The organism is Pyrobaculum calidifontis JCM 11548, from assembly GCF_000015805.1.
GTDB lineage: Archaea > Thermoproteota > Thermoprotei > Thermoproteales > Thermoproteaceae > Pyrobaculum > Pyrobaculum calidifontis.
Window position 1 is genome coordinate 1,039,317 of record NC_009073.1, and the last position, 26,486, is coordinate 1,065,802.

A 26,486-nucleotide genomic window follows, 5' to 3' on the forward strand; every position below is an offset into this window, starting at 1 on the left:
ATTTGGGGGGCCTAATGGCGAAAGTTTACATACTGACGGACGTCTTGGGCTTCCTCGCAGTGGACGAGGGAGGCAGGGTGGTGGACAAGGAGCTGTTTGAGCGAAAATTAGACGCCGTCGCCGCCAAGCTCTTGGAGTTGGAGAAGTCTAACCCAGTCCCCGAGTTGCTTAAGCTGGTGGAGCGCGTGGGGAAGATGGGCACAGTGGTGGTGGAGGACCCAGAGCTGGCTAGGAAGCTTGTCGCGGCGACGAAGCTCGAGGTAGTGGCCGAGAGTCCCGCCCCCCTGTTGGTAGAGGTGAGGCGTAACTTCGATAAGTACCTGCCGGAGCTGGGCCTCTCCTGGGAGGAGTACAGGAAGTTCTTGTTCGAGGTAAGCGACTTGGTCACTAGGCTTAAGCTTAGGCAGGCCGTGGAGAAGAGAGACCTCTTCATAGCGCAGGCCATAAGCGCGCTCGACGACGTGGACAAGATTCTGAACCTCATCGCGTCGAGGATCAGGGAGTGGTATGGGCTCCACTTCCCAGAGCTTGAGGAGCTGGTGAGAGACAACAAGGAGTACGTCAAAATCGTCTACCACATCGGCCACAGGTCTAAAATCAGCGAAGAGGCCTTGACAAAGGTCCTGCCTGGCTTGCCCGAGGAGAGAGTTAAAAGGATTGTAGAGGCGGCTAAGAAGAGCATTGGCGCCGAGATGTCGGAGTGGGACTTGGACCAAATCAAGGCCTACGCCGAGGTGTTTCTAAAGCTAGACGCTTACCGCGAAAGCTTGGCCACCTACATCGACGACGCCATGAAGGACGTGGCACCCAACATTAGAGAGCTCGTGGGCCCCCTGCTCGGCGCGAGGCTGATAAAGCTGGCCGGCGGCCTAACGCGTATGGCCTTTCTGCCCGCCTCAACGATACAAGTCCTCGGGGCAGAGAAGGCCCTATTCCGCGCCTTGAGGACTGGGGGCAAGCCGCCAAAGCACGGCGTGATATTCCAGTACCCGGAGATATTTAGGTCGCCTCGCTGGCAGAGGGGGAAGATAGCGAGGGCTCTCGCGGCTAAGCTGGCGATAGCAGCTAAGGCAGACGCCTTCACTGGGAACTTCATCGCGCCGAGACTAAAGGAGGAGTTAATGAAAAGGATACAGGAGATAAAGACGCTCTACGCCAAGCCTCCCCCCAAGGCGCCTCAGCCCCAGGCCAAGGCACCTCCGCCTCCTCCCAAGGGCGGCGAGAGGCGCCAGCCCCCGCCTCCACCGTCGCGCAGACGGCGTTAAGTATTTAAACGAGGGCGTTGGGTTTGCCGATGTCAATTGAGGTTGTCGAAGTTAGACCACACGAACTTCACTACGGCGTATACGTGGTAAGGTTCGAGGACGGAACCGAGCGGCTTGCCACAAGAAATCTCACTCCGGGCAGGCGGGTCTACGGGGAGCGTTTGATAAAGTGGGAGGGGGTAGAGTACAGGGAGTGGAACCCCTACCGCTCCAAGCTCGCTGCGGCGATTTTAAACGGCCTAAAACTTGTCCCAATTAGGGAGGGGACACACATGCTGTACCTAGGGGCCGCCTCTGGCACTACGCCAAGCCACATAAGCGACATAGTTGGAGAGAGGGGGCTGATCTACTCCGTGGAGTTCTCCCCCCGCGTATTCCGAGAGTTTATGGAAAAGCTAGTGGACCAGGGGAGGAGAAACGTTATACCAATTCTCGGAGATGCCAGATTCCCGTACCAATATGCCCACTACATCAAGGGAGTCGACGTAGTCTACATCGACGTGGCGCAGCCGGCCCAAGCCAAGATCTTAGCCGACAACGCGGACTACTTCCTAAAGCCCGGCGGCTATGTCATGTTGGTGATAAAGGCCATGAGCATCGACGTGACTGCGCCTGCTACTGAAACGTTTAAACAAGAGATTAACACCCTCAAGGAGAGAGGCTTCGACGTGTTGGAGACAGTACACCTAGAGCCCTACGACACGGCACATGCGATGGTTATCGCGCGGAAGTAGATCTTAGATACTCGTCTATAAAGGCTGCGGCGCGCATCCCAGAGCCCAGCGCTTTTCCAATAAGCGACGGCCCAGTCACCACGTCCCCCGCGGCGAACACGCCTCTACGTGTCGTCTGCATTTTCTCGTCTACTTTTATAGTGCCGTCTGGGTTAAACTCGATGCCAAGGCACTTCCCCGGCGGCGTTGGCTCCTCCCCCGCCGCTATGAGCACGGTGTCGAACTCTTCCTCAAACTCACTACCCGGCACAGGCTCCGGCCTCGGCCTCCCCGACTTGTCAGGCGCCCCCAGCCTCATCCTAATGAACCTGACCTTTTCCAGCTTCCCAGAGCCGAGAAACGCCACTGGGTTTATCAACTCTCTGAACTCTATGCCCTTTGCGATGAGCTCTGTCTCTATGGTCTTTCTCCCCGCGGGCGCCTCGTTTATAGTGCGCCTATACGCCACAACTACCTTCTCGGCGCCCTGTAGCTTGGCCTCCAAGGCGGCGTCCACTGCCGTAAGCCCAGCGCCTACAACCAGCACCTTTCTGCCAGTTGGGTACACCTTTTCCTTGGGCAAGTAGCCTAGCTGGTGGGCGTAGATTCTAAATAGGTAGTCCAAGGCCTTGTAGACGCCTGGCAAGTCTTCGCCAGGCACGTTAAGCGACCTGCTCCTCCAAGTCCCCGTGGTTATCAACACCGCGTCGTACTTCTGTACAAGCTCCTCCAAGCTTATGTACTGTTTCACCAAGAGGAGGGCCTCGTGTTCGTGAGGCTTCTCGCCGCAGTAGACGAAGGTAGATGTGAAAAACACGGCGCCGGCCTCTGCTAGCTCTCTTACGCCCTCTCTCACGCCTTCGCGGGGCACTCTGAAGGGCGGTATCCCAAATATGAGCAAGCCCCCGGGCTCGGGCAGGGCGTCGTATATGTGGACCTCGTGGCCGTTGCACAGCAACACGCCAGCAGCGCCTAGGCCGGCGGGCCCTGCGCCAATGATTGCCACCTTCTTCCCCGTTGGGGGCTTCTTTGTCTCTGGCCTACACCTCAGTAGGAACTTCATGTGAGACTCAAAGTGAGCTATTTATATCGCTATATTCTACTTTTGTCGAATTAACAGAAGTTTTTCATGTACTTTGAATTTAATGAAGTACATATAAAGTCTAGGCTTATCCTGACAGTATCATTAATAGATAGGTAAGATGTGTCTAAAACTAAGTCAAAAATAGATAGGTTATCAATGTCTATTTCGTATATCGCCAAATACCTCTTCTTGTTCAGCCTCTCCCTCTCCTCTATCTCCCTCAACGCGGCGTCAAAGCTTACGCCGTCTCTCATAGCCACTCGCCTGGCCCTAACCTCTTTAGACGCCTTGAGGTATATACACACATCTGCGTAGGGTCTGACAATCCACGCCGTTAAGTGGCCCTCTAGCACCACGTTGCCGGCCTTGGCCTTCTCCAAGGCAATGGAGTCCACTATTTTATCTATCTCAGTGTTCTGCTCGGCATATTTGTGAAACTCTAGCAGATCCATGCCGTATTTCGCCGCAAGCTCTCGAAAAATAGACCCCGAAGACACCATGGGCAATTTTAAAACCCGGGCCACCTCCCGCGCCACAGTGGTCTTGCCGCTGCCCGGCTGTCCAGATATTGCTACAACTACCATCAGCGGCGTACTGCGTACCTAATGGCCCTGGCTAATACCTTGTGGGAAACAACGCCGCCGTAGGGCCTGCTTGGGGCCCGTGTGGAAATGCCAAATCTATAGACTTTGGAGTTCATCCCGCCGAGGGGTTGCCCAGTCACGGCGCACTTCGGCACGCCCTTTGCGCGCTTCTCGTAGTGTACCACTGTGCGGCCCCCAGGCGTCTTTACTTTTACTCTCCTTAGGCTCCGGGAGCGGTAGGCTGGCCTGGGCATGACCGGTGGAATTTGCCAATTTTTAAGTTTCTAGGCATGGCTCGAAAAATTTATAAGACTGCGGATAAACGACGCCTATGCCGTCTATAGTACTGCCACCAAAACCCACGGCACTACAGAAGCCGCACATAAACCTAGCAGTGGTAGGCCACGTGGACAACGGCAAGTCTACGCTGGTCGGCCGCCTGCTCTATGAGACTGGGTACGTGGACGAGAAGGCGTTTAAGGAGATTGAGGAAATGGCTAAGAAGATGGGTAAGGAGGACTTCGCATTTGCGTGGATTCTAGATAGATTCAAAGAGGAGAGAGAGCGCGGCGTGACGATAGAGGCTACTCACGTGGGCTTTGAGACGCAGAAGCTCTTCATCACAATTATCGACTTGCCGGGGCACAGGGACTTCGTGAAGAACATGATCGTCGGCGCCAGCCAGGCCGACGCGGCCCTCTTCGTAATCTCGGCGAGGCCGGGCGAGTTTGAGACCGCGATAGGCCCACAGGGGCAGGGAAGAGAGCACTTGTTCTTGATAAGGACGCTGGGTATACAGCAGTTAGTTGTTGCTGTGAACAAAATGGACGCTGTTAACTACGATCAGAAGAGGTATGAGCAAGTGAAGGCTGAGGTGTCTAAGCTCCTCAAGCTCCTCGGCTATGACCCCAGCAAGATCCACTTTGTACCCGTCAGCGCCATTAAGGGCGACAACGTAAGAACGAAGTCTCCCAACACGCCTTGGTACCAGGGGCCGACGCTTCTGGAAGTTCTCGACACCTTCCAGCCGCCTCCCAGGCCTACGGACAAGCCGCTTAGAATGCCTATACAGGACGTGTTCTCCATCACTGGCGCTGGGACTGTGGTAGTGGGCAGAGTGGAGACTGGGGTGCTTAAGGTGGGCGACAAGGTGGTCATAGTCCCGCCGGCCAAGGTGGGCGACGTCAGATCTATTGAGACTCACCACATGAAGCTTGAGCAGGCGCAGCCGGGCGACAACGTTGGCGTAAACGTGAGGGGCATTAACAAGGAGGATGTGAAGCGCGGCGACGTGTTGGGCAAAGTTGACAATATCCCAACGGTGGCTGAGGAGATCGTGGCCCGTATTGTAGTTCTCTGGCACCCCACGGCGATTGGGCCTGGCTATGCGCCAGTGATGCACATACACACGGCCACTGTGCCAGTTCAGATAGTGGAGCTGGTGTCTAAGCTTGACCCACGTACTGGCCAGGCCGTGGAGCAGAAGCCTCAGTTCATTAAGCAGGGCGACGTGGCCATTGTGAAAATCAAGCCGCTTAAGCCTGTGGTGGCTGAGAAGTTCAGCGACTTCCCGCCGCTTGGCCGCTTCGCGCTCCGCGACATGGGTAGGACAATTGCCGCTGGCCAAATACTAGAGGTTAAGCCGGCGCAGGTCCAGATTAAGTAACCTCTTTTCTCAACCTCGGCGTTATACCCCCGTGGTTTGTCCACCTTTCTCCCACTGTTATTAACAGGGGCGCCGGGACGGACACCCCCACTACCACCGCGTCGTCCTCGTTTAAGGTCTTTAGTAGCCGTGGGTCCTCCAGCTGCTCGGCGACGTTGGCCACGTACTTTAGGTCGTTGGGGTTTATCATGCGTTTAAAGATCTGAGTCATGGCCTGCGAGGCCACGTCTTGGTCAAGCTTTGCCGGCCTCTGTGTTATTAGGCAGAGCCCGAGGCCGAACTTTCTCCCCTCTCTTGCTATTCTCGCCAAGTAGCTCCTGCTGACAGACTGTGCGGAGCTGGGGGCGAAGATGTGCGCCTCTTCTACTACTGTGAAGGTGGTGGCTATTCTGCGCCTTGTGGCGAGTCTGTACAACTGGTCTAGGAGCACTGCGAGGAAGATCTGTTGGTCTAGGCTGTCTAGCCCAGAGAGGTCGAAGACATGTATGTTGGGCGAGGTGGCGTAGGCCTGGGGGTCTATCAACTTCAGCGGCTCTCCCTGGTAGGTCTCTCCGTACATGGTTATGAAGATGGGGCTGTTGTAGAATAGGGACTTCAGCCTGCCCTCCAGCCCTCTTAGGGCCATCTCTCCCGCGTATCCAGGCGGTGCCACGTGTCTGCCGCCGTCGAGTACCTCTTTTACGAGCTCCTCCACCGAGGTTAGGGGCTGTCTCTCGCCGTAGCTCGTCGCCTGTTGCCACCCCTCCTCCAGTATCCGCCTCTGGGCGTCTGTGAGACCGTACAAGTCGGCGAGGATCTTTTCCAAGGTCCTTGGCGGCAGACTGCGGGGGTTTATCCCCACCCTAGTGTATACACGTGGGTGGCCGTACCGCTGGGCGAAGGCCTCGTCGACGTGTTTGACGTCTACCTTCCCCACTACGTATATCCGCACTTTTTCAGATACCTGCTTCCCCTTGTCTGTGGCGGGGATAGACATGGCGGAGTATTCCCCGTGGGGGTCCACGATTATGATAGGTATGTCTAATAGGCTCAGTCTCTCCACTATGACTCCCGCGAGCCAGCTCTTCCCCGCCCCAGTGCTTGCCAGTATTGCGCAGTGGTGGGTGACGAGCCTCTCTGCGTCTATGCGCACTGGTATGTCTGTGCCCTTTACTGTGCCCACTGTTATATACACGCCGTCGCTTCTCGGGGCGAAGAACTCCTCAAGCTCAGATTTTGACGCCTTGTAGACGTAGGAGAGGGGCTTGACCGGCTTCTGAGGCCTATAGATCCTCCCTCCTCTGCGGGCTCCCAGGACCACTGCCTTTGCCTCTGTGTAGTAGAGGGCGTCTTCTATGCCCAACGTCTCTTTCACCGTGTCTACGGTCTCGACGTCGTCGAAGTGGGCTATGAGCCGTGGGTCCGTGGCAGTGTTTCTGTGCCTAACCGCCGTCACCTTCGATAAGACGCGGGCCCCGTCCACCTCCACGGCGACGAAAGTCCCCACGTCTATTTCTATACCTCTAAAGGGCCTGAATATGTAGTAGTATATAGAGGGCGACCGTATGACGACGCCGATCTTTTCCACAAATGTAGGACCTTCCGCCAATTTAAGGCCGTTATATATTACAAGACTCCCTCCTCTCTAATCTCAATTCCCCCCTCGTACACGTATAGCGTGTACTTAGGCGGATCTACTACCACGAAGTACTCCACGGGGGCCGCTCTCCTCACTACGCCTTGCCTATCTATGAAGACCTTTAGCCAGTGGTTTCTGTGTTGTACCACTATCTCGTAGAGGCCGCCCACGGGCTCTCTGCCGCCTTTGAAGTTGAAGGCTATCTCCTCGCCGCAGACTGGGCACCTCAGCCGAATCACATATGGAAATATACAGGTTTTAAAGAAGTCTCGCCGCGGCCCTGGGGTCGAGCCCCTCTTTGTACTCGTAGTAGTTAAGTATGGGGGTTTTTACGCGGTCTAGGTCGTCTAGCCCAATGCGGGGACACGCCGTGTTTATTACCAAATCTAGCTGCAAGTCGTCTATATACTCGGGGGTCACCTCGTCTAAGACGATGAGGAGGAAGCCCCTCTCTGCGAGCTCGCGTGCCTTCTCCTCCTGCCTCTGGCCGGGCTTTGTGGTCAAAATCACGCCGACTCTCTTCGTCTCGGCGATGTGGGCCCTGGCCTTCAGCTTCATAAGCCGTGCAAACTCGCTCTCGACGTCTTTGACCTCGCCTCTGAACGGGTCTATTTGGTACACCCTTGTGTGCGGGTAGAAGAGCTTGACTGTGAGGGGGTAGAAGGAGCCTGTGGCAACTACGTAGGCCACCTCGCCTGGTGGCTCGCCTACCCAGCAGCCCGTGATGGGCTCCTTGGCCATTGGGAACCCCGTCTCTCTCTGGACTACTTCGGCGATTCTCCTGTAGGGCAGTGGGTAGTATATCTTTCCCTCGACCTCTGGCCGGGGGAGGCGCGGCGGGGGCTTGTAGTAGACGGGGAGGAAGTAGACCTCCACGCCTCCGGCCGCTAGCCGGTAGACGTCTTCCTCGACTTTTTCCAGAGACGCGCCCAGGTTCTTCTTAAGCAAGTGCGCTATGTTGGGCGGAACGCCGTGGCCGAGGTGGAAGATTCGCCTGTAGCGTGGGTCAATTCTCACGTCGCAACTGCCCCAGACGGGCCTTCCGGAGACGGCGGCGCCGGTTTTCTCTGCGATCTTTAGCGCAAGCCACTTAAAGCCGGGCGGCGCCTCGATCAGGGTGTCGCGGTCGGCCTCCCACGCCTTTGGGTGCACTTCTACGTGTTCCACCGCCCCTCATGGACTAGAGTTTAAAGCTTTTTCAAGGGCTTCTTTTATCTCCCTCCGATGTTGCTGTAGTTTTTCAAAGTATTTGGCGAACTCTGCCTTTACCTCAGCCGCCAGCTTTGCCGGGGGCACTCCGTCTCGGACTATTGAGTTCAGTGCGCGCTCTATCTTGGCCCTGACGGTCGGCTCAATGAGCTCTGGGACGTATTGGAAGAGGGCGGTGGCCAGGGCCATCCCCAGCGGCGTTGGCGTACACTTGCCTTTCTGTAGCCTCATGTAGCCCCTCTTGACGTTTGTGTGAATGTGGTCTTGCATTGTGGCATCTGTGCCTATGCCGTACTTCTTCATGAGCGCGAGGAGCTCCGACTCAGTCATTGGGGGCGGTGGCTGGGTCTCCCTCTCCACTACGGAGACCTTGACCGCGTACGCCGCCTCGCCTGGCTTTACCACTGGAAGCGGCTTTTCCGCCTGCCTCTCCCAGGGGTAGATGCGCCAGTACCCCTCGTCCAGCGTTCTCTGCCCCTCTGCCTCTAGCTCAATTTTGCCAAAGGAGACCACTATCTTCTGTTTTTCCACCACGGCGGGGGGGCTTAGGGTGGCTAGGAAGTGGCGGACTACGAAGTCGTATATGGGCCACGCGTATGCCGCGGCTTTTCCAAACCGTCTGTACAACTCGTCTTTGGTGGCCCCCTTGGTGGGGTATATGGGCGGGTGGGCGCCGTCGTCTGAGTCGCCCCTCGTGGGCCTAAACCCGGCCTTGAGTAGCCCCCTGGCGTACTCCCCGTGTTCTCCCTTGGCGAGCTCTTGTAGGACCTCCCGCAGGTCTAGGCTCGGGGGGTATATGGTTGTCTCAGTTCTTGGGTATGAGATATAGCCGGCGCGGTAGAGCTCCTCGGCCACGTCAAGCGTCTTTTTCGAGTTTATTCCAAGCCACCGGCTGGCTCTCCGCTCCAGCTCCACAGTCTCCAGAGGCTCTGGGGGCTCCACCTTGTGTGGCCTGTACACCGCCGCTTTTACGACGCCGCGCTTAATTAGAGAGGCGGCGGCCTCTGCCTCAGCCCTAGTCTTATACCTAACTTCTGAGCCCATTTCCACCCGGTGGCCCCCTATGTCCACCACGGCTTTTATTACGTAGTACTTCTCCGGCTTGAAGTTTATCCGCTCTAGCTCTCTGTTGACCACAATGCCGAGCACCGGCGTCTGGCAGGGGCCGTAGCTTAGAAACTGCCCCTTCTCCAGCGAGTTTCTCACGGAGAGCGTCAGCGCCCTTGTGAAGACGGCGCCTAGGGTGAGGTCTATCTGCATCCTGGTAAATACCTTCTCCACTAGCTTGAGGTTTAGTGTGTCGGGCTTTTGAAAGGCGGCTCTTATGTCCTTCGGCGTAACTGCGTTAAATTTCACTCGGTACAGCCTGGCTCTCCTGTTGACTGCCCTCACGGCTATGGCGGCCTCGTAGGCTATAGCCTCTCCCTCCACGTCGGCGTCTAGGGCGAGGTAAACCTCGTCTGCCCTTCGTGCGAGGGACTGAAGCGCCTTGACGTACTGCGCCGCCTCGTCGCGTATGACGAGGAGCGGAGTGGCGTGAAAGAGTTGCTCGGGGGGTATCCAAGTCCACACGTTTTCACGCGCCGCGAAGTCGAAGTCCATGATGTGGCCCATGAGGCCCAGGCTGACGGCCTCGCCGCCGTAGTTGAAGAAGTACGCTGGGACGCCGTAGACCCTTTGGGCTCTGTAGCTTCCGCCGAGGAACTGGGCTATTGCCTTAGCCACCGACCGCTTCTCGGCGACGATGAGTTTCACATATCGGTTTCCACGGCCGTATAAAAGTCAACTTAGAAACCTTTATATAAGAGGGGGTGGATGTCTCCTATGGCATCTGAAGACAGGGAGGAGAAGCCGCTGAAGAGGCCTCCCCCGCCTAGGCAAGCCCCGCCGCCTCCCCCGCCTCAGTTTCAACAGCCAATGCCGCCTCCTCCGCCACAGCCGCCGCCAATTCCGCCGCCCACTGCGCCTTACCCCCCGCCGCCGGGAACTATTAGGACCCAGAGGGCGCCTCCGCCCCAGTTCCCACAGCCTCTTCCACAACAGCCACTTTCGCCCCCGCCCCAGCCGACGGCCCCTCAGGAGGTTGCGCCGCCTAGGAGGCCAGCTAAGCCCGTAGGCGGGGAAAAGGCGCATTCACTGCCCCTCTTCGGAATTGTCGTCGCCCTCATAGCGGCGCTCATGGGCATTGTGACCTCCATCGTCTCCATATTCAACGCCGAGTTGAGCATCTCTCTGCTGGCGGTGGCAATAGCGGGGACAAACGCCGCTTTGATCATAGTCGCCATTGCCCTCTGGCGGCTTCTCTCGAAGAGGTGAAAAAGGCCTCTAACGCGTCGGCCGCCTCCTCTACGTTGTTGACGATGAGGGATCCCTCGAGGAGGTCCCTCAAGTTGTTCCAAACCTCCGGCTCGGCGTAGCGTCTGTCTAGGAAGATCAAGGCGCCTCTGTCATTCGGGCCTCGGAAAAGTCTACCTACCGCTTGCCGCACGCTTACCAAGGCTTGGTAGAGGTAGACGGCGCTCCACGCCAATTCGCCCATGCGGGGCCGCAGAGCTTCAACTCTTCTATCCAGGTAGGGGGAAGGCTCTGGGTAGGGGACCCCTACCACGACTACCGTGGTTAAGTAGTTTTTGCCGCCTGCCGTGTACTCGACGCCCTCTGTGTACCTCCCCCTCGCCACGGCGCCGATGAAAAACTTCTCGGGTAGAGACCCCCAGCTCACTCCGTCGCCTCCCTCGTACCAGTGGGGTATGGAGAAGCGGAGGTACTTTCTAACGGCCTTCATGACCTCGTACGAGGGGAATACTGCCAATACGCCGCCTGGGGAGAGGTTTACCACGGCCGCTATTCTCTCCGCTAGCTTGAGGTACATCTCCTCTCCCCTTTCTTGATATCTCGTGGTGACGCCTATGTCGATTACCGAGATGTAGTTCTCCCGCGGTATGTACTGCCTAAAGCTTATGTCTAGAGAGTAGTAGTCCCTAAGGCCCAGCATTTCGGAGAACAGCTTGATGGGCAAAGTGCCGCTTATGTATATAGTGTTCACGGCCTCTTCTACGGCTTTTTTGACTATCGAGACGGGGTCTATGGGGGTTAAGACCAGGGCCTTTGAGGAGTCAACTGTCCTCACCTCGGCTATGTACCCCAGCCTGCTCTTCAGCGCGTTTCTGAGCTCTCTCACTAATAGTAGCGGAGTGTACGGGCTCTTGCCCTCCTCCGCCTTTCTCTTAACGATTTCTCTCACTGCGGCGTCTAAGTTCACGGCCTCTAGCTCGCCGAGTAGGTCGGGCACTTCGCCTGACGTCTTTCTGACCAGGGTCAAGAGGCGGTATATGGCGCCGGCCTCTTCTACAAGGCCGTACTTCCTGCACTCTCTATAGGCGGCTCTCAAGTCTTGTTCTGTGGCTGTGAGTGTGTAGATGCTTGTCACAGAGTCGAAGAGGGCGTGTGCCTCGTCCACGATTACCACCTTGCCCTTTAGATTTCTCTCCCAGCCAAATACGTAGTAGTACGTGGAGACGGCTACCGTTGCCTTGTCTAACCTCTCTTTTGCATATTCATAGGGACATGTGCGCAGTGCGCAGAGGTATTTCACGTAGGTATTCACGTCGCGGAGAGACACGTCCACCTCTTTCGGGGGGTAGTACTCGCATTTGCCCATGGCCTTTAGGAGGTTGCACTCGGCGAGGAAGGCTAGGTACTCCATTTTCTTCATCTGGGCGTAGCAACACATGTCCTGCCTGCTCTTGATCACCACGTAGTCCACCTCGACGCCCCTCTCCCTCAGTCTGGCGAGCTCGCGCAGGGGGGCTACAAGCTCGTTCCTCGTCCTCACGGCGTAGTGTATCTTCACGCCTGTCTCAAGGGCGTATTTCACAGCAGCGCTTAACACAGCAGCCGTCTTGCCGAGGCCAGTGGGCGCGTTTATTAACGCCGGTCGCCCCCTCCTCAGCGCCTCGTATACGGTTAAGTAGATCTCTCTCTGGAAGGGCCGCGGCTCTTGGTAGGGGAAAATGTCCACAAGCTTTTTTACGATGGTGTTTTATCTACTTATGTTCTACACAGCGTCGCCGCAGGAGATTTTGGAGGGAAGGACGACGGACGTCTACTTCACGCGTACGGTTGAGGTGTTGAAAAACGCCGGTTTAGACAAGGTGAGAGTGCGGGCGGAGTTTCACGTGGCGTCGCTTCCCAGGGAGTACAAGTGGGCCGTCTTCACGGGGCTGAGGGAGGTGGTGGATCTTTTGAAGGGGCGCAGTGTGACGCTTTACGCGTTGCCGGAGGGGACTCTCTTCTATGAAAACGAGCCTTTGATGGTCATCGAGGGGCCGTACGTGGAGTTCGCGGTGTTGGAGACGGCCATATTGGGCATCGTGCGCCACTACTCGTCGATTTCCACTAAGGCGGCTCGGATAAAGAAGCTCGTCGGAGACAAGGTCTGTCTGTTTTTTGGGGCGCGGGCCCTCCACCCCGCCATTCAGCCGATGGCGGATCGCGCGGCTTACTTGGGCGGGTGCGACGGCGTGAGCACCGTGCTTGGGGCAGAGAAGCTGGGGGTAAGGCCGACGGGCACAATGCCGCATGCCCTAATGATAATATTTAAGGCTGCCATGGGCGACCACGCCCTCGCCTGGGTGTGGTTTGACAAGACTGTGCCGCAGGACGTGCCGAGGATTATCCTCGCCGACACTTTCTTAGATGAGCGGGAAGAGGCCTTAATGGCCGCCAAGCTCCTCGGCGAGAGGCTATACGGCGTGAGGCTGGACACACCCGGCAGCAGGCGCGGCAACATGAAAAAGATAGTGGAGGAGGTTAGGTGGACTCTGGACCTCCACGGGTATAGGCACGTGAAAATATTTGTCAGCGGCGGCGTGGACGAGCAACAGATCGCGGCGTTGAGAGACGTGGCGGACGGCTTCGGCGTCGGGACCTCTATAGCATTTCCGCCCTCTGTAGACGTTTCAATGGACATCGTAGAGGTGGAGGTGGAGGGCAAGTGGGTCCCCGTCACCAAGCGGGGGAAGCTCCCCGGGTTTAAGCAACTCTACGACTGTGGTGGGAGACGCGTAATGGCTCCTTGGAACGCCGAGAGGCCCTGCGGCGAGCCCCTCCTAGTCAAGTGGTTAGACAACGGCGTACCTGTAAGAGATTTGCCCAGCGACAGAGAGATAAGAGAGTATGTGTTGAGACAACTCGGCTCAGTTCAGCTCTAGCTACTTGGGTACGGGCTTTAGTAGGAGGCTGTAGGTGGCTTCTCCTGTGTAAACCGCTGTGTAGAGCTTGAGGAGCCTTCTGCCGATCAGCTTGACCACAGTCCTGCTCTTTGACAAGTAGTTGGCGGCTCGGGAGAGTACCCTGGTCTTTTTCACCTCTTCTACATACGGCTTTACAAGCTCCTCATATACCTGGCTCGCGTACTTCCCCTTGCCGTATATCTTCAATGCGGCGTAGGCCGCCAGCGCCGCCAAGGCGCCTGAGGCAACGGCGTAGTATATGCCTTCCCCCGTGGTGGCGTCTACGAGGCCCGCCGCTTCGCCAGCCAGTATTACGTTTCCTCTGCCCACGCCCTCGACGTGGCCCAGGGAGAGGGGGTGGCCGAGGATTTGGCCTGGCTTATACCCCGCGGATTCTGCATATTTTGCGACGAGCTCCCTCAAGTCGAGCCACTTGCCCCACCCAGTTCCAGCGCCTATGTTGGCCCCGCCTTTTAGGGGGAAGATCCACGCGTATCCCACTTTTCCCACTGTGTTTATCACTGCGTCGAAGTCTATTATGCATATGTCTCGTGGGGGGCCGCTGGCGATGGTCATGTAGGCTATGCCGTGGCTTTTGTGGCCCTTGTAGTTGTACACCCCTATGGAGCGGGCCACGGCGCTGGTGGCGCCGTCTGCCCCAATGATCACCTCTCCGGCGTATTCGCCGGCTCTTCCCACCGCGGTGTTGTCTCTGACCTCAACCACTTGATCTTTTACGTACTCTACCCCGCTCTGTTTTAAGAGGGCGTAGTCGAAGTCGGGCCGTCTCGTGACTAATATGGGCTCTCTCCTCATCTCGTACCTATACCCCGCGGCTTGTACCACTATGGTGTCACACCGCCCATACACGGGGTACTCTACTCCCAATGCATTTAACAAGCGCTGTGTCCTAGGCGTGAGGCCGCCGCCGCACGGCTTCTCCCTAGGCGGCTGTAGTCTGTCGACTACCACTGCCTTGAGGCCGAGCCTGCCCGCCACAATGGCGGCGGTGGAGCCGGCGGGGCCTGCTCCCACTACTACAACGTCGTACATCGGGGCGTTGTATAAGCTCAAATAAATCATTTATCTGTGCGACACGTGTGGGGCGATTTGAGGTGGTTTGAGGTGAAGTTCAAGTGTATAAAGTGTGGCATATGTTGCATAGGCACAGAGATGGAGCTCACGGCTGAGGACATAAGGCGAATCGAGGCCGCGGGGTACAAGATGGAGGATTTCGTGGTGGAGAAAGACGGCGTGTATAGGCTGAAGAACGTTGATGGGCACTGCGTCTTTTACGACCCTGCGACTAGGATGTGCAAGATATACGACATAAGGCCCATAGGGTGCCGCCTGTACCCCCTCGTGTTCAACGGCAGCAGCGTAGAGGTGGACAAGACTTGTCCCACTTGGCACACGGTGCCGAAGAGCGAAGTAGCCCGCCTAGGCCCCTACGTGGTTGAGTTTTTGAAGGAGGTCGAGCGCGCTAAGGTGAAAATTAAGCTAAGGCTTTGACCTCCTCGCCGGTGAGGAGGGGTATGCCCAACGCGTCGGCAAGTCTCTTGGCCTCGGCGAGGGACATGGCCTCTCTACTGTCGCCGAGCGCTTCAATTATGACCACAGCTGGGGGGAGGCCGGCCGCCTGTGCGAGAATTAGGGAGAGCTCCGTGTGGCCCCACCTGGCGCCTATTCTGCCGCCTAGGACTGGGACGTGGCCTGGGAGGTAGAAGTTGTTTACAAACTCCTCCCTCGCCCGCTCCGGGTCTTTCAACGCGAGCGACACCACTCTCGCCAGCTCGTTTATAGTCACCGCCTTGTCCACGTCTCTAACCCCCGTCTTGGTCTTCACGTGGTTTACATATCCCATAAAAGCGGGGTCGTCTCCATACGGCGCCTTTGTCTGAAAGCCCTTGGCCTTGTACAAGTCGCTTAAGAAGTCTAGGCCGAGCGCCTTTCCCACCTGGTACGTAGTGGCAAAGCATAGGAGCCCCCCGGCGTTTTTTCTAAGCCAGTGCACGAGGTCTGGAGTGACGGCGTCTGCCCTAACCACGTAGTCCACCTCAGCCTCTCTTCCATCGCCGTCGTAGATCATGACGAGCCGCCCCTGTCTAAGCGCCTTTAAGGCCTCTTCGATCATCTGTCAACTCTAGGTGAGGTGTTAAATACTTTGTGTAAACTATTTTTTACACTGGACGCGGTACGTCAGCACTACCTCCTGTCCGCATTCGCAGGTTTTCACAGACTGGAGGACCAGCGAGTAGGGCATGTCCTCCTTAGTGGGGTACCCCTCCCCCTCTACTAGGGACACTCCTCTGCCGAATATATACGGCGTGATTGTCAACACCACCTCGTCCACGAGACATCTGTGTAAAAACTCCCAGTTTGTCCTCCCCCCGCCCTCGAGGAGGACCTTCCTCACGCCCCTCTGGTAAAGCGTAGAGAGAACCCACGCGGGGTCCACTTTTTCGCCGTCTGCCACGTACACCTCCACGCCCCTCGCCCTAAGCTCGACTATCTTCTCCGCCGGCGCCTTCGCCGTAGTGAAGACGAGGGTTGGGGCCGAGTTGTCGAACATGCGGAGGCTGGTGGGCACCTTAAGCGCGCCGTCGATGAGGACGCGCATTGGGTTTCGACCCTCCACGTACCTCACTGTGAGCCTGGGGTTGTCTACAATGGCCGTGTTGGCCCCGACGATTACCGCATCTACCCTCGCCCTGAGCTCGTGGAGGCGCCTTAGGTCGATGGGGCAGGAGAGGCGTGAGTAGCCGGTGGCGCTGGCAATTCGCCCGTCCAGCGTCGTTGCGGCGGCCAAGTAGACGTACGGTCTCATTTGAGCACTTTCACTCCCACTACGCCGTGGCTTCTCAAGTAGTCCAACGCCTTTGTGGCTTTCACAAACGCCGTGTAGGGCCTCTTAGCTACGCCGACTCCAACACGCACAGGCACTGGGACTCTTTCGGCTATTTCATATGCCGCCTTGGGCTCGGGGAGGAGAACTGCCACGTTGTCCCCGCCTAAGTACAGGGCTATACACCCAAGCCTTTTGCACAAATCGCCGAGGTCGCTGATTATGTGGAGAATTTGTAGGTAGACGTGGAGGGGGCCATTTGCCCTAGTTACGTGTGTACTGTCCACCATGTCCATATGCGCCAACACGGCGTAGTTGTCGCCATCTCCTGCGGCTTCTCCACAGCTCAAATACGCCTCATATGGGGTGGGGCCAGTGCCAATGCAGTACTCCACGGGGACGGGGGACGCCTTTTTCAACTTATCAACCGCTTTCTCTATGAGCGTCGTTGGTATGTTGTTCACGAGGGCCACGGCGGCGTCGTAGCGGGTGTGGTGGGGAAAGGCGCCGATAGAGGTAAAGTGCCTCCACAGGGCCATGTGTAGCCCAGCTTGCACTCTCTGTATTATGTGCTCTCGGCGCGGCCCCAAGCTCTCAGTCCACTCTCTATAGCCTCGCAGAGTTACAACGGCCACTCTGTGCACAGCCGGTCAACTCCAGTTTTTTAAATATGTTGAAAATGTAAACTCTTGGAGACTGTGGAGATATATAGGCGCTGGGAATCGTCCACATGCTTTGCCTACTTCCGGTGGGCTCCTACGAACAACACGGCCCCCACCTGCCCCCCACCGTAGACGCCGAGGTCGCCCTGTATGTGGCAAAGAGGCTTGCGGAAGTTACAAACGGCGTGGTACTGCCGGCGGTGTACTACACCTGTAGCGCAGAGCACCAAGGCTTCCCCCGCACAATTTCGGTCAAGTGCGCGACCTTTATCCAGTACCTCGAGGATCTGTTGAGGTCTGCCGCCAACACGTGTGAGAGGGTGGTGGTCGTGGTGGGCCATGGAGGAGTGGCGGAGGTCGTCACGCTCGTGGCACAGCAGCTAAACTACGAGCTTGGGCCAAGGTTCCTCCCCCTGCCAGTGTGGCGCTATGTAAAAGTCCGCGACCACGCGGGCACAGACGAGACCAGCGTGTACTTGGCGATAGGCGGCGCTGTTGGCAAAATGGAGGAGGTGTGCGAGGGGGATGTGTCCCTATTCGGCGTTATGAGGGTCTCCGCGTTCTCTAAGACGGGGGTTGTGGGGTGCCTCCGCCCGGCAGAGGTCTCCGCCGAGCGAGGCAGGGCTTTGCTGGAGGAGGGGATAAGCCAAATGGCTAAAAAAATTGCCGAATTTATTCGCATTTCTTCACAGCCTCCACGAGCTCCCTAATGGCCTTGACGAGGTCGTTTAGTCCAGCGATTTGTATTGTCACCACGGCGGCGCCCCTTGCCCCTTCCTCTTCGTCTTTGATTTGGGAGAGGATTCTCTCAAGCTCGTCGTCGCCCTCCTCGTCTTCCTTTTTCTTCTTCTTGAGTATCGACATGTCTACTATCAACTTTTAAGCCTACTATATGGAGATAGATATGAAGGTGGTGTTCTCCCCCGTGTTTAAGTTGCACAAACCGCCGTACAGCCACCCCGAGGCTCCCGACAGACTCGACGCAGTGTTAAAAGGCGCCGAGGAGGCCGGCGCCGCCGTCCAAGCGCCAAGGGCCAGAGAGGACGTGTGGAACCTCGTGTCGCTGGCCCATGAGAGGGGGTACATAGAGTTTGTGAGAAGGCTGTGTAAAGAGGACTATGCCCAAATCGACGGCGACACGTACGTCTCCTCTGGCACATGCGAGGCAGCGGCCTTGGCAGTAAGCGCTATGGCAGACGCCGTGGACGCAGGCGAGACAGTTTTGCTCGCAGTTAGGCCGCCCGGCCACCATGCGGGGTTTGTGGGGAGGGCGCTGACGGCCCCAACGCAGGGCTTCTGTATCTTCAATACTGCGGCAATTGGCGCATTGTACAAGGGGGAGGGCGTCGCTGTGGTAGACATCGACGTACACCACGGAAACGGCACACAAGAAATTCTCTACGACAAGGACCTACTCTACATCTCTACGCACCAGCACCCAGCCACGCTGTACCCAGGCACGGGCTACCCAGACGAAGTAGGCACAAGCAAGGGGGAAGGCTTCAACGTCAATATACCGCTCCCGCCTCTCACTGGAGACGACGCGTACGCCGAGGCAGTAGAGGAGGTTATAGAGCCAATCTTGCGGCAGTACGACCCCAAGATCATAATCGTGTCCCTGGGATGGGACGCACACAGAGACGACCCCTTGGCCAACATGGGGCTGACGATAAACGGCTACCTACGCGCAATTTCCACCATACTCAAACTCCAAAAGCCCACGATCTTCTTACTCGAGGGAGGCTACAACAGAGACGTGTTGAGGAGAGGCACTGCGGCGCTGATAAGGCTGGTGGACAAGGGCGAAGAAGCCGCCGGAGAAGCGCCTTCAAAGACCGACGCCAAGGTATACGAGAGGTTTAGGAGAGAGCTCGGCGAAGTAAAGAGGCACGTCTCAAAACACTGGCGCCTATAGCAGTTTCTCCACCTCTCTGCGGAGGAGCGGGCCCACCTTAACTTCGGCAAACTCGTTCAAGATACTGTCTGTACAAATCAGCCTATCGACGCAGCTCTTCGCCTTCTCCCTCGCGTCTTTTAACAACTGGCAGTGGGTAACCGCGGCGTAGACCTCAGACGCCCCGAGAGTCCTCGCCGCCTTACACGCGTCCACTAAAGTTCCGCCCGTCGACAAAATGTCGTCGACTATGGCCACCCTGGCCCCCCTCAGCTCCAAGTCCCTACGGGGCATGAGGGTGATGGCCCCAGTCTCCCTATCCCGGTACTTCTCAAAGTACGTATAAGGCACGCCGAGGATGCGGGCGACGGCCTCCGCCCTGTGAAGCGAGCCGAAGTCTGGGCTTACCACGGCGTCGACGCCCTTCAGCCTCTCCGCAAACTCCTCGGCGGGGTACACATTCCTCACGGCGACACGCGGCACGTAGTCGGCAATATACGGCTTGTGGAGGTCCACAGCCACTAAGGCCCCCACCGAGAGATTCGCCAAAGTCTTCAACAGAGCCTTAGCGCTGATGGGCTCCCCCGGCCTAAACCGCCTATCCTGCCGCGCGTAGGGGAGATACGGCGCCACTACGACGACCCTCCCCACCCCCATGTCGTTCAACGCGTCGAGGGCCAAGAAGAGCTTAAACACGCTGTCATTTACGCCGGGGTACAGCCTAGCGACGAGAACAACCACAGGCCCAGCCTCGGGCACTCTCACCAAAACCTCCCCATCGGGAAAAGTCCTCTCCTCCACCTGCACAACTTTCCCCAGCCCCTCAAAATGCTCGGCTATGTCGAGGGCGTTCTGGAACGTAAGTATGTGCATAGGCGTATACAAAGCACGGCTATTTATTTTGTCCACTTCACGGCCTCTTCCAACGCTTTAGACACGCCGCTTGTCTTCATGGCGACAACTATGAGGCGGTCTGACCCCCTTCTGTACTCCTCTCCGTTGAAGTCTCCGTAGGCGGCTTCTACGACGAAGCCAACTGTGGACAACATAATGCGTAACTCTCCCAAGCCGTATAGAGTCAGCTCTAGGACGCGCTCTCCCAAGTACTTCCCAGCCTTGTATATCTGCCTCACCTCTCTAATCTTGGAGTGTAGGGGGTTGTAGTGCGCCGTGGACAAGACCCGGTAAGGCCCCGCGGATATCCAGAAGTTCCACGTCTCTCCCAGCGCCGCGTATATGTCCTCTATCTTGGCCTTGTTGGCCACGTCCACTAGGAGCCTGCCCCCCGGCTTAATTATTCCAGAGAGCCAAGTCAAAATCTCGAGGTCTGCCTCCGGGCCAAACATCCCCAGCGTGGAGTGCATTATATACGCCCCGTGGAAGGCCCCCCTCCTAAACGGCGGATTTCTCACATCGCCAGCAACGACGTCGCCAAACCTCTTGGCATACTTCAAATACTTGACATTAATGTCGACGCCCACGACGCTGTCCCTCGGCATGTGGGCCATGTGCCGCCCGTGGCCGCAGGCGACGTCGAGGACGCGTTTACCCGGCGAAATGCCCAAAGCCTTTTGAATAAACAGAGCCTCCTGCCTAGTCGCCTCCTCGCCTCTGTAGTACTGCATAAAGTCGAGGTATACGTCGTCGAAGAATTCGGCAATCCAACTCACGGAGGTGTAGCAGGGCGACTACTTAACAATTGCCGCGAGGTCCTCGGGGCGCCGCGCCTCTCTGTGGCCAGAGGCCTTCCTAAGCCTGTTCATTATGGCGAGGCCAATCCCCCTCTCCTCTACGGCGGGCACTACGCCGATGTCGACGCCCAATTTGTCCAATTGCCGGAGGGCGTCGTATAAATTCTTCGCCGCCTCGTATAAATCGCCGCCGAGCGGAATCGTGCGTTTCGCCTTGGGGCACTCCCCCACGCACAACACGGCCACCCTAAGCCCCCTGGCCTCTAGCCACTTTACGGCTTCCTCCAAGTCGAAGTGGACTATCACAAGCGGCGTCTCGGGGGCGTAGTGCCTATACTTCATCCCAGGGGCCAGCGCCACGTCGGCCTCGGCCAGCCCCCGGGCCACCGGAGGCACCTCCACTCTGCCAAAGAATTTCTCAAGCTCTTCCACAGTGAAGGGGCCAGGCCGTAATAAGACCGGCGGAGTCCTCGTGACGTCCACTATGGTTGACTCAACGCCGAAGAAGGTGGGCCCCCCATCCACAATTAAGTCAACCTCGTCGCCCAAGTCCTCTAAGACGTGCTCAGCCGTGGTGGGACTAGGCCTGCCCGCCCTATTGGCGCTGGGACCGGCGATGGGCGCCCCCAGCTCTCTTATAATTGCAAGAGGGATAGGGTGGGCAGGCGCCCTCACGGCAACGGTGTCTAAACCAGCTGTGACACACCTAGGGAGAACCCCCCTGGACTTAACCACCACAGTGATGGGGCCAGGCCAAACTCGCCGAAGGATATCCCTCAACTCCGGCGGAATATATGCCACAGTCTCAGCCATCTCCACAGAGTCCACGTGGACAATGAGGGGGTTGTCCATGGGCCGCCTCTTCACTTGGAAAACCTTTCTACACCCCGCCTCACTGTAGGCGTGGGCAAAGAGGCCATAAACGGTCTCAGTAGGCGCCGCCACTACGCCGCCTCTCCTAAGCACCTCGGCCGCCCTCTTCACAACGTCCGGGTCCGGCCTAAGAGGGTCGCATTTGACCAACACAGTGGAGCCACGGTGGGTTTATAAAAGGCTGTAAAAGGGGAAAGGCGAGGAAAAAGGACGGGTTTACCTCCGCCTAAGCGCCACGTAGGCCGCGGCAACCGCCACAGCCGCGAGGGCAACGGCGCCGATCAGCCCGCTGGCGGCCGCACTGACCTCACCACCACTGGCTCCGGCCGATTGCGCGTTGTCCCCCGAGGGCTCGTAGGCCGCGCCCTTTGCCAACTGCTCCGCCAGCCACGCCTCCACGTCGTGCGGCGGCTCCTTGTATATCGGTGTGTAGTCCTTGATTAATATGTCAAATCTGCCGCCGCCTATTCCACATCCCAGCTCAAGGATTAGGGAGTGGTTCCCCGCGGCCTCTCTCACCGCCTTCGCCAACTCCGCCTTTGTCATATTGGCGCAGACCGATTTGGCGAACGAAATGCCGTACGTGGGCACACCGAGGGTGCCGCTCTCGTGCATAGCGGCCCACACCGAGGGAGCCCACTCCAGCGTCGCCAAGACCGCCCAGACACGCCACCTAACCTCCAAATCGGTGAGATTGACCGGCTTGTCACAGGATAGGCCAAACCTGTTAAGCCCCTTCTCAACGGCCTCCCTCCTCTCACGACAGAGCTGGCGCAGGAGGACCTCCATGGCCTTCCTCGTGACATTCTTAGTCTCATCTACCCATTTCGACTTTTCGAAGTAGGCATTCACGTTGAGGAGGTATTTTGTCACGTTTTCCCCTGCCCACTCCTCTGGGCCCCAGGGCACTACGAAGACGATTATCGTGGCGTTTGTCTCCACTGAGGGCAAGGTGGGCCTATGCCTCACCACGGCGTATGCCACTGGGGGCTTTAGTGAGAATACGCCGGTGGCCGTGGCGTTGGGGAATAGGGAGTCCACAAGGCCCTTAAGGGCGTAGGACAGGGCCGGCGGGGCTCCCTCGGAGCTGGCGTTTATGCCCAAGTGGCGAAGGACGGCGCCCTCCACGCCGCCCTTGAACACCCAGACTTGCGGCGTGCCCCACGCCTTTGGCTCCACTACCACGAAGGGCCCGGCCTTCGTCACGTTGAAGTCCTCTGGGAAAAACAACACCGACCCAGCCAACGCCCAAGCCGCCAAGGCCCACACCACAAACGCCGCCCTCACAGCCGCCCCACCCCACCCAGAGAAAAAGCTAACGTACCCAAAGTACATACTACGTCCAACTATTTGGTGTGTTAGGCTAAACAGACTGAATATGTAGCCAACTGAAGTCATCTATGCATAGTTATTCCCATAGCACGCAGAACGGCCCTAGCAACAAAGTATATCACCCATCCGAACTGGCGTATTACTCAGATAACACGCGTTGGTCGACGTAGCTGGACCACCGCTATTTCCATGTTGCGCTATCGGCTCTGTAAGAAAAACGTGTAACATAGTACCGAGATCCAAATTCTCATGACGGCTTGGCATCACTTTTACGTGTAAGATTATACATCCAGACGTTATTCCGTTGAAAACGGTTTTTAACAGTAGCCACGTAGTTACGTACACCTGGGCCATGGCCGCCGTGGATAGTATTAGCGCCGTTACTGCGGCGGTGTGTATGAGCTTGGGGTTTAACATGGGGTTTGAATTTCCCACCTTTTCCGCTTCGATGTTTGTTGAAACTTCTTTCTTAAAGTTACGTATTAAGGGCTTCGCGTGTAGTTACTGATTTAAATATTGTGCTAATTCCCCTCCATGGACGTAACCGTGGTTGGCATGGGCAACATGGGATTTGCGTTTGCGAAGAGGGCGCACGCCCAGGGGTTCTCTGTCTACTGGTGGAATAGGACTAGGGAGAAGGTAAAGGGCGCGCCCGGCGTTGAGCTAAAGAGGCTTGAGGAGGCGAGGGGTCTCGTGGTTGTGTTTGTGGCAGACGACCAAGCCCTCTACTCCGTGGTGGACAAACTGGGCGGTGAGTACGTGGCTCTGGCTGGCACATACTCGGTCGACGCAGTTAGGAGGGCCGTAGGGGCGCTGGCGTCTAGGGGCAAGAGGGCTTTTGCGATGCCTGTGGTGGGTAGCCCCAGGAACGTGGAAAACGGCGACGCTATATACCTAGTGGGGGCCTCCGAGGAGGTGTATACGCAGCTGAGGCCCCACCTCGAGAAATTCGGCGTGTTGTTCTATGTCGGGGACAGCGTAAAGGCGGCTGCTCTCAAGTTGGCGTACAACGCGCTCTTGATATCCACGGTGGCCGCGCTGGGTGAGTCTCTGTCTCTGGCGCTGAAGTACGGCATATCGGCGGACGCGTTTAGAGAGCTTCTTTCGCACACTGTGTTTAAGGAGGTGGCGGCGCGCTACGTGGAGAGAATGTTGGGCAAGACGGCCCCAACCTTCACCGTCAGAAACGCGGCTAAGGACATGCGCTACGCCTCCGCCGCGGCGGGGGAGGCCGGCGTGGGGAACGTGGCCATAAGCGGCGTCAAGGCCTTGTACGAGGTCCTAACGGCGCTGGGGCTCGGCGACGAGGACTACGTGAAGGCTGGGTTGCTGGAGACGAAATGACGCCGGTGGAGTACCTCGTCCTCCTATTAGGCTCCTTCCTCATGCTCCTCCTTTTTCTCTACATGTTTTGGAGAGAGACCGCGGCGAGGGGCAGGGAGAAGCCGGCCGAGACGTATACAGTGGTTAAATGTGGAGATGGGACGGAGCGGAGGCGTAAGTACCAGGAGGGAGACTTCGTTGGGAAGCCCGTGGAGGATTGCCCAGGCGGAGTGGTGGTGGGTATATATAAGGAGGTGCAACAAGAGCGTTGATGTTGCCCTACAAGTCGGCAATCCCCATAGCCGAGGCGTTGCGGAGGGGCGAGGGCAAGGCCACAGTTAGGGGGTGGGTTTATAGGAAGAGGACGCTTAAGGAAAAGGTCTTCCTTCTCCTGAGAGACGCCACGGGGGTTATCCAGCTCGTCGTCCCCAGGGCCAAGTTCCCGGAGGCCGAGTCGTTGAACTTGGAGTCGTCTCTGGTGGCCACTGGGGTGCTTGTCAGAGAGCCCAGGGCGCCTGGCGGCGTTGAGCTACATGTGGAAAGCATAGACTGGGTCTACGTGGGCGAGCCCTATCCAATAAATGAAGACGCCGCGGTCTCAGACAGCGAGTACCTCCTCGACGTTAGACACCTCTGGTTGAGGAGTAGGAAGATGCAGGCCATACTGAAGATTAGGCACACCGTCTTTGGGGCAATACATGACTACTTTAGGCGGAGGGGCTTCTACGAGGTGCACCCGCCGATGTTTATAACGGCGGCTGTGGAAGGCGGGGCCACTCTATTCAAGGTGGAGTACTTCGACCGCACGGTATATCTCACGCAGAGCTCGCAGTTCTACCTAGAGGCGTTGATCTACAGCCTAGAGAAGGTCTACACAGTGGCTCCAAGCTTTAGGGCGGAGCCATCTAGGACTAGGCGCCACCTCACCGAGTTTTGGCACGCCGAGATGGAGATCGCGTGGGCGCACATGGACGACGCGGCTAAAGTCGGCGAGGAGGTGATAGGCCACGTGGTTGAGAGGGTGCTGGACGAGAGGCAGGATGAGTTAAAGCTCTTGGGCAGGAAGGTTGAGGCTCTAGAGAGGGCAAAGCCGCCATTCCACTGGCTCAGCTACGACGAGGCTATAGAGGTGCTGAGGAAGAAGGGCTTTGCGCTGAGCTGGGGCGACGACATAGGCGCAGATGAGGAGAGGGCCCTCACTCTTGAGTTTGACAAGCCCATAATCCTCCACGGGTTCCCCGAGAAGCTCAAGGCCTTCTACCACAGGAACAACCCCCAGAGGCCGGAGGTTACGCTGAGCTTTGACGTGCTTCTCCCAGAGGGATACGGCGAAGTTATAGGCGGGGGAGAGAGGATATACGACGCCAAGGAGCTCGTGGAGAAGATAATCCGCTTTGGGCTAAACCCAGAGGACTACCAGTGGTACATCGACTTGAGGAGGTACGGCTCAGTGCCCCACGCCGGGTTTGGCCTCGGCGTAGACAGACTCGTCATGTGGATAGCCGGCGCAGACCACATAAGAGACGTGGTCCCATTCCCCCGTGACATTAGGAGGACAAGGCCCTAGAGTGTTTATAACGGGGACGCCGGGAGTTGGGAAAACCACGCAGTGTAAAAGGCTAGCCCCCCTCTTGCACACAGAGTGTATATCCCTTGGCGAAGCCCTCCTCTCCTCGCCCTACGTTAAATACGTCCCCCACCTCGACACTTACGAGATAGTGGACATGGAGAAGGCCAAGAGGTATGTGAAGCCTCTACTGTCGAAGGGCAGAGTCTTAGAGACCCACGTCGTCGAGTTAGTGGATGACGTAGACGTCGTGTTTGTGCTAAGGAAAGCCCCCGACGTGTTATACGCCGAGTTGGCCAAGAGGGGGTGGCCCACGAGGAAGGTCGTGGAGAACGTGTGGGCAGAGATACTAGACGTGGTATACGTGGCCGCCAGAGAGAGGTGGGGCAAGGTGTTTCAGATAGATGTCACGCGTAGGAGCCCCGAGGAGACCTCTGCCCTCTTGATGAAGTGCCTCTCCGGCGAGTGTGTAGACGAGGAGGTGGACTGGCTGTCCTACGCCGAGAGGAGCGGGTTTCTCGACTTTATTGAACGTCTGTCTCGCTCGGAGGGCTTGTCTTAAGGCTTTTCTTCTCCACGAGCACGAGCAGGGCCCAGCCCTGCGCCGTCAGCCTCTTCAACACCCCCCTGAGGCTGTTCTTAGGGGATGTGAGCACGACGTAGTGCACAATGCCGTCGCTGACTAGCAGTCTTGCAAAATACCTACGGCCCACGGCGTCTTCCAAGGCTATGTCTAATGCGTATAAGCCGCCGAGGTGCGGCAAGGCCTCTGCTACGTCCGTCTGAATGGAGTCGAGGACTTGGCGGTATTTGTCAACTCTTCCCGCCACTTCTCTCAACCCGGCGATCTTTAGGTCTAGAAGAGCTACGCCGTAGTCGCGGCCGACCTTTAGAACTGCGACAGACTTCACACTCACAACAAACAC

At 57.5% G+C, this 26,486-nt stretch carries 30 protein-coding genes; 12 read left to right on the top strand and 18 right to left on the bottom strand.

All coding sequences use genetic code 11. The features are described from left to right. Nucleotides 1–14 precede the first annotated feature (14 nt). Nucleotides 15–1,265 carry an rRNA biogenesis protein Nop56/Nop58 gene (locus PCAL_RS05875; RefSeq protein ID WP_011849789.1) on the top strand — a complete coding sequence of 417 codons (1,251 nt, stop codon included), beginning with the start codon at nucleotides 15–17 and terminating at the stop codon, nucleotides 1,263–1,265. Nucleotides 1,266–1,294: 29 nt separating this feature from the next. Further along, the gene (locus PCAL_RS05880; protein ID WP_011849790.1) at nucleotides 1,295–1,999 is read left to right on the top strand and encodes a fibrillarin-like rRNA/tRNA 2'-O-methyltransferase; all 705 of its coding nucleotides are present in this window, start codon (nucleotides 1,295–1,297) and stop codon (nucleotides 1,997–1,999) included. Here the strand turns inward: PCAL_RS05880 and PCAL_RS05885 are convergent. The 3 genes from PCAL_RS05885 to PCAL_RS05895 are packed head-to-tail and all read right to left on the bottom strand — an operon-like array spanning nucleotide 1,983 to nucleotide 3,900. After that, a complete protein-coding gene (locus PCAL_RS05885) occupies nucleotides 1,983–3,041 on the bottom strand; it encodes an FAD-dependent oxidoreductase (RefSeq protein WP_011849791.1) in 1,059 nt (352 codons plus the stop codon). The genes PCAL_RS05880 and PCAL_RS05885 overlap by 17 nt on opposite strands. Before the next feature lie 50 nt (nucleotides 3,042–3,091). Next, nucleotides 3,092–3,646: a (d)CMP kinase gene (gene cmk / locus PCAL_RS05890; protein WP_011849792.1), complete on the bottom strand. Its 555-nt coding sequence runs from the start codon at nucleotides 3,644–3,646 to the stop codon at nucleotides 3,092–3,094. Next, complete coding sequence (locus tag PCAL_RS05895; RefSeq protein WP_011849793.1) at nucleotides 3,646–3,900, bottom strand: 50S ribosomal protein L34e; 255 nt, start codon at nucleotides 3,898–3,900, stop codon at nucleotides 3,646–3,648. The genes cmk and PCAL_RS05895 overlap by 1 nt, the downstream gene beginning before the upstream one ends. Nucleotides 3,901–3,977: 77 nt before the next feature. Between PCAL_RS05895 and tuf the strand changes: the two genes are divergently transcribed. After that, nucleotides 3,978–5,312, top strand: a complete 1,335-nt coding sequence (gene tuf, locus PCAL_RS05900) for a translation elongation factor EF-1 subunit alpha (RefSeq protein WP_011849794.1) — start codon at nucleotides 3,978–3,980, stop codon at nucleotides 5,310–5,312. Here the strand turns inward: tuf and PCAL_RS05905 are convergent. The 4 genes from PCAL_RS05905 to PCAL_RS05920 are packed head-to-tail and all read right to left on the bottom strand — an operon-like array spanning nucleotide 5,305 to nucleotide 9,894. Next, nucleotides 5,305–6,879 carry a helicase HerA domain-containing protein gene (locus PCAL_RS05905; RefSeq protein ID WP_011849795.1) on the bottom strand — a complete coding sequence of 525 codons (1,575 nt, stop codon included), beginning with the start codon at nucleotides 6,877–6,879 and terminating at the stop codon, nucleotides 5,305–5,307. The two genes, tuf and PCAL_RS05905, sit on opposite strands and share 8 nt — an antisense overlap. Before the next feature lie 38 nt (nucleotides 6,880–6,917). Then, nucleotides 6,918–7,169, bottom strand: a complete 252-nt coding sequence (locus PCAL_RS05910; RefSeq protein WP_011849796.1) for a hypothetical protein — start codon at nucleotides 7,167–7,169, stop codon at nucleotides 6,918–6,920. 19 nt (nucleotides 7,170–7,188) lie between these two features. Next, complete coding sequence (locus PCAL_RS05915; protein WP_011849797.1) at nucleotides 7,189–8,097, bottom strand: diphthamide synthesis protein; 909 nt, start codon at nucleotides 8,095–8,097, stop codon at nucleotides 7,189–7,191. Between the two features lie 6 nt (nucleotides 8,098–8,103). Beyond that, a complete protein-coding gene (locus PCAL_RS05920) occupies nucleotides 8,104–9,894 on the bottom strand; it encodes a DNA topoisomerase (RefSeq protein WP_011849798.1) in 1,791 nt (596 codons plus the stop codon). Between the two features lie 69 nt (nucleotides 9,895–9,963). On the opposite strand from PCAL_RS05920, the gene PCAL_RS05925 reads away from it, so the two are divergent. Beyond that, nucleotides 9,964–10,455, top strand: a complete 492-nt coding sequence (locus tag PCAL_RS05925; RefSeq protein ID WP_011849799.1) for a hypothetical protein — start codon at nucleotides 9,964–9,966, stop codon at nucleotides 10,453–10,455. On the opposite strand, the gene PCAL_RS05930 is transcribed toward PCAL_RS05925, so the two are convergent. Beyond that, entirely contained in the window at nucleotides 10,412–12,160 is a 1,749-nt protein-coding gene (locus PCAL_RS05930) for an ATP-dependent DNA helicase (RefSeq protein ID WP_011849800.1), read from the bottom strand. The two genes, PCAL_RS05925 and PCAL_RS05930, sit on opposite strands and share 44 nt — an antisense overlap. 31 nt (nucleotides 12,161–12,191) lie before the next feature. Between PCAL_RS05930 and PCAL_RS05935 the strand changes: the two genes are divergently transcribed. Then, nucleotides 12,192–13,352 (top strand): nicotinate phosphoribosyltransferase, encoded by a 1,161-nt coding sequence (locus tag PCAL_RS05935; RefSeq protein WP_011849801.1) that lies wholly within the window; start codon nucleotides 12,192–12,194, stop codon nucleotides 13,350–13,352. Here PCAL_RS05935 and PCAL_RS05940 read toward each other — a convergent pair whose 3' ends face one another. Further along, nucleotides 13,353–14,426: a geranylgeranyl reductase family protein gene (locus PCAL_RS05940; RefSeq protein ID WP_193322545.1), complete on the bottom strand. Its 1,074-nt coding sequence runs from the start codon at nucleotides 14,424–14,426 to the stop codon at nucleotides 13,353–13,355. It lies immediately after the preceding gene. Nucleotides 14,427–14,471: 45 nt separating this feature from the next. Here PCAL_RS05940 and PCAL_RS05945 point away from each other — a divergent pair, with 45 nt between their 5' ends. Next, nucleotides 14,472–14,885, top strand: coding sequence for a YkgJ family cysteine cluster protein (locus PCAL_RS05945; protein WP_193323002.1), 414 nt, complete (start codon nucleotides 14,472–14,474; stop codon nucleotides 14,883–14,885). On the opposite strand, the gene PCAL_RS05950 is transcribed toward PCAL_RS05945, so the two are convergent. Genes PCAL_RS05950 through PCAL_RS05960 form a run of 3 tightly spaced genes read right to left on the bottom strand, consistent with a single transcriptional unit; the run spans nucleotide 14,869 to nucleotide 16,862 of the window. After that, entirely contained in the window at nucleotides 14,869–15,507 is a 639-nt protein-coding gene (locus PCAL_RS05950; protein WP_011849804.1) for a 3,4-dihydroxy-2-butanone-4-phosphate synthase, read from the bottom strand. The two genes, PCAL_RS05945 and PCAL_RS05950, sit on opposite strands and share 17 nt — an antisense overlap. Nucleotides 15,508–15,546: 39 nt before the next feature. Next, the gene (locus PCAL_RS05955) at nucleotides 15,547–16,200 is read right to left on the bottom strand and encodes a 2,5-diamino-6-(ribosylamino)-4(3H)-pyrimidinone 5'-phosphate reductase (RefSeq protein ID WP_011849805.1); all 654 of its coding nucleotides are present in this window, start codon (nucleotides 16,198–16,200) and stop codon (nucleotides 15,547–15,549) included. Then, nucleotides 16,197–16,862: a GTP cyclohydrolase IIa gene (locus tag PCAL_RS05960; protein ID WP_011849806.1), complete on the bottom strand. Its 666-nt coding sequence runs from the start codon at nucleotides 16,860–16,862 to the stop codon at nucleotides 16,197–16,199. Before PCAL_RS05960 ends, PCAL_RS05955 begins: the two co-directional genes overlap by 4 nt. Before the next feature lie 86 nt (nucleotides 16,863–16,948). Here PCAL_RS05960 and PCAL_RS05965 point away from each other — a divergent pair, with 86 nt between their 5' ends. Then, nucleotides 16,949–17,590 carry a creatininase family protein gene (locus PCAL_RS05965; protein WP_011849807.1) on the top strand — a complete coding sequence of 214 codons (642 nt, stop codon included), beginning with the start codon at nucleotides 16,949–16,951 and terminating at the stop codon, nucleotides 17,588–17,590. Here PCAL_RS05965 and PCAL_RS05970 read toward each other — a convergent pair. Continuing rightward, nucleotides 17,553–17,744 carry a hypothetical protein gene (locus PCAL_RS05970; protein ID WP_011849808.1) on the bottom strand — a complete coding sequence of 64 codons (192 nt, stop codon included), beginning with the start codon at nucleotides 17,742–17,744 and terminating at the stop codon, nucleotides 17,553–17,555. The genes PCAL_RS05965 and PCAL_RS05970 overlap by 38 nt on opposite strands. A gap of 40 nt (nucleotides 17,745–17,784) precedes the next feature. Between PCAL_RS05970 and PCAL_RS05975 the strand changes: the two genes are divergently transcribed. After that, on the top strand, nucleotides 17,785–18,795 hold the full coding sequence (locus PCAL_RS05975; protein WP_011849809.1) for a histone deacetylase family protein: 1,011 nt from the start codon (nucleotides 17,785–17,787) through the stop codon (nucleotides 18,793–18,795). Here the strand turns inward: PCAL_RS05975 and PCAL_RS05980 are convergent. From PCAL_RS05980 to PCAL_RS05995, 4 genes are all read right to left on the bottom strand, one after another. Then, nucleotides 18,790–19,647: a ribose-phosphate diphosphokinase gene (locus PCAL_RS05980; protein ID WP_193322546.1), complete on the bottom strand. Its 858-nt coding sequence runs from the start codon at nucleotides 19,645–19,647 to the stop codon at nucleotides 18,790–18,792. The two genes, PCAL_RS05975 and PCAL_RS05980, sit on opposite strands and share 6 nt — an antisense overlap. Before the next feature lie 23 nt (nucleotides 19,648–19,670). Next, nucleotides 19,671–20,444, bottom strand: a complete 774-nt coding sequence (locus PCAL_RS05985; RefSeq protein WP_011849811.1) for a class I SAM-dependent methyltransferase — start codon at nucleotides 20,442–20,444, stop codon at nucleotides 19,671–19,673. Between the two features lie 18 nt (nucleotides 20,445–20,462). After that, nucleotides 20,463–21,491, bottom strand: a complete 1,029-nt coding sequence (locus tag PCAL_RS05990) for an L-threonylcarbamoyladenylate synthase (RefSeq protein ID WP_011849812.1) — start codon at nucleotides 21,489–21,491, stop codon at nucleotides 20,463–20,465. A gap of 63 nt (nucleotides 21,492–21,554) precedes the next feature. Further along, nucleotides 21,555–22,625, bottom strand: a complete 1,071-nt coding sequence (locus PCAL_RS05995; RefSeq protein ID WP_193322547.1) for a hypothetical protein — start codon at nucleotides 22,623–22,625, stop codon at nucleotides 21,555–21,557. A 579-nt stretch (nucleotides 22,626–23,204) separates the two neighbouring features. On the opposite strand from PCAL_RS05995, the gene PCAL_RS06000 reads away from it, so the two are divergent. From PCAL_RS06000 to PCAL_RS06015, 4 genes are read left to right on the top strand one after another with little or no spacing between them, the layout of a single operon-like run. After that, nucleotides 23,205–24,014 carry an NAD(P)-dependent oxidoreductase gene (locus PCAL_RS06000; protein ID WP_011849814.1) on the top strand — a complete coding sequence of 270 codons (810 nt, stop codon included), beginning with the start codon at nucleotides 23,205–23,207 and terminating at the stop codon, nucleotides 24,012–24,014. Next, complete coding sequence (locus PCAL_RS06005; RefSeq protein WP_011849815.1) at nucleotides 24,011–24,265, top strand: hypothetical protein; 255 nt, start codon at nucleotides 24,011–24,013, stop codon at nucleotides 24,263–24,265. The genes PCAL_RS06000 and PCAL_RS06005 overlap by 4 nt, the downstream gene beginning before the upstream one ends. After that, nucleotides 24,265–25,560, top strand: a complete 1,296-nt coding sequence (gene asnS, locus PCAL_RS06010; RefSeq protein WP_011849816.1) for an asparagine--tRNA ligase — start codon at nucleotides 24,265–24,267, stop codon at nucleotides 25,558–25,560. Before PCAL_RS06005 ends, asnS begins: the two co-directional genes overlap by 1 nt. 1 nt (nucleotide 25,561) lies before the next feature. Then, nucleotides 25,562–26,122, top strand: a complete 561-nt coding sequence (locus tag PCAL_RS06015; protein ID WP_226951914.1) for an adenylate kinase family protein — start codon at nucleotides 25,562–25,564, stop codon at nucleotides 26,120–26,122. On the opposite strand, the gene PCAL_RS06020 is transcribed toward PCAL_RS06015, so the two are convergent. Beyond that, a complete protein-coding gene (locus PCAL_RS06020) occupies nucleotides 26,085–26,471 on the bottom strand; it encodes a hypothetical protein (RefSeq protein ID WP_193322548.1) in 387 nt (128 codons plus the stop codon). The genes PCAL_RS06015 and PCAL_RS06020 overlap by 38 nt on opposite strands. Between the last annotated feature and the right edge of the window lie 15 nt (nucleotides 26,472–26,486).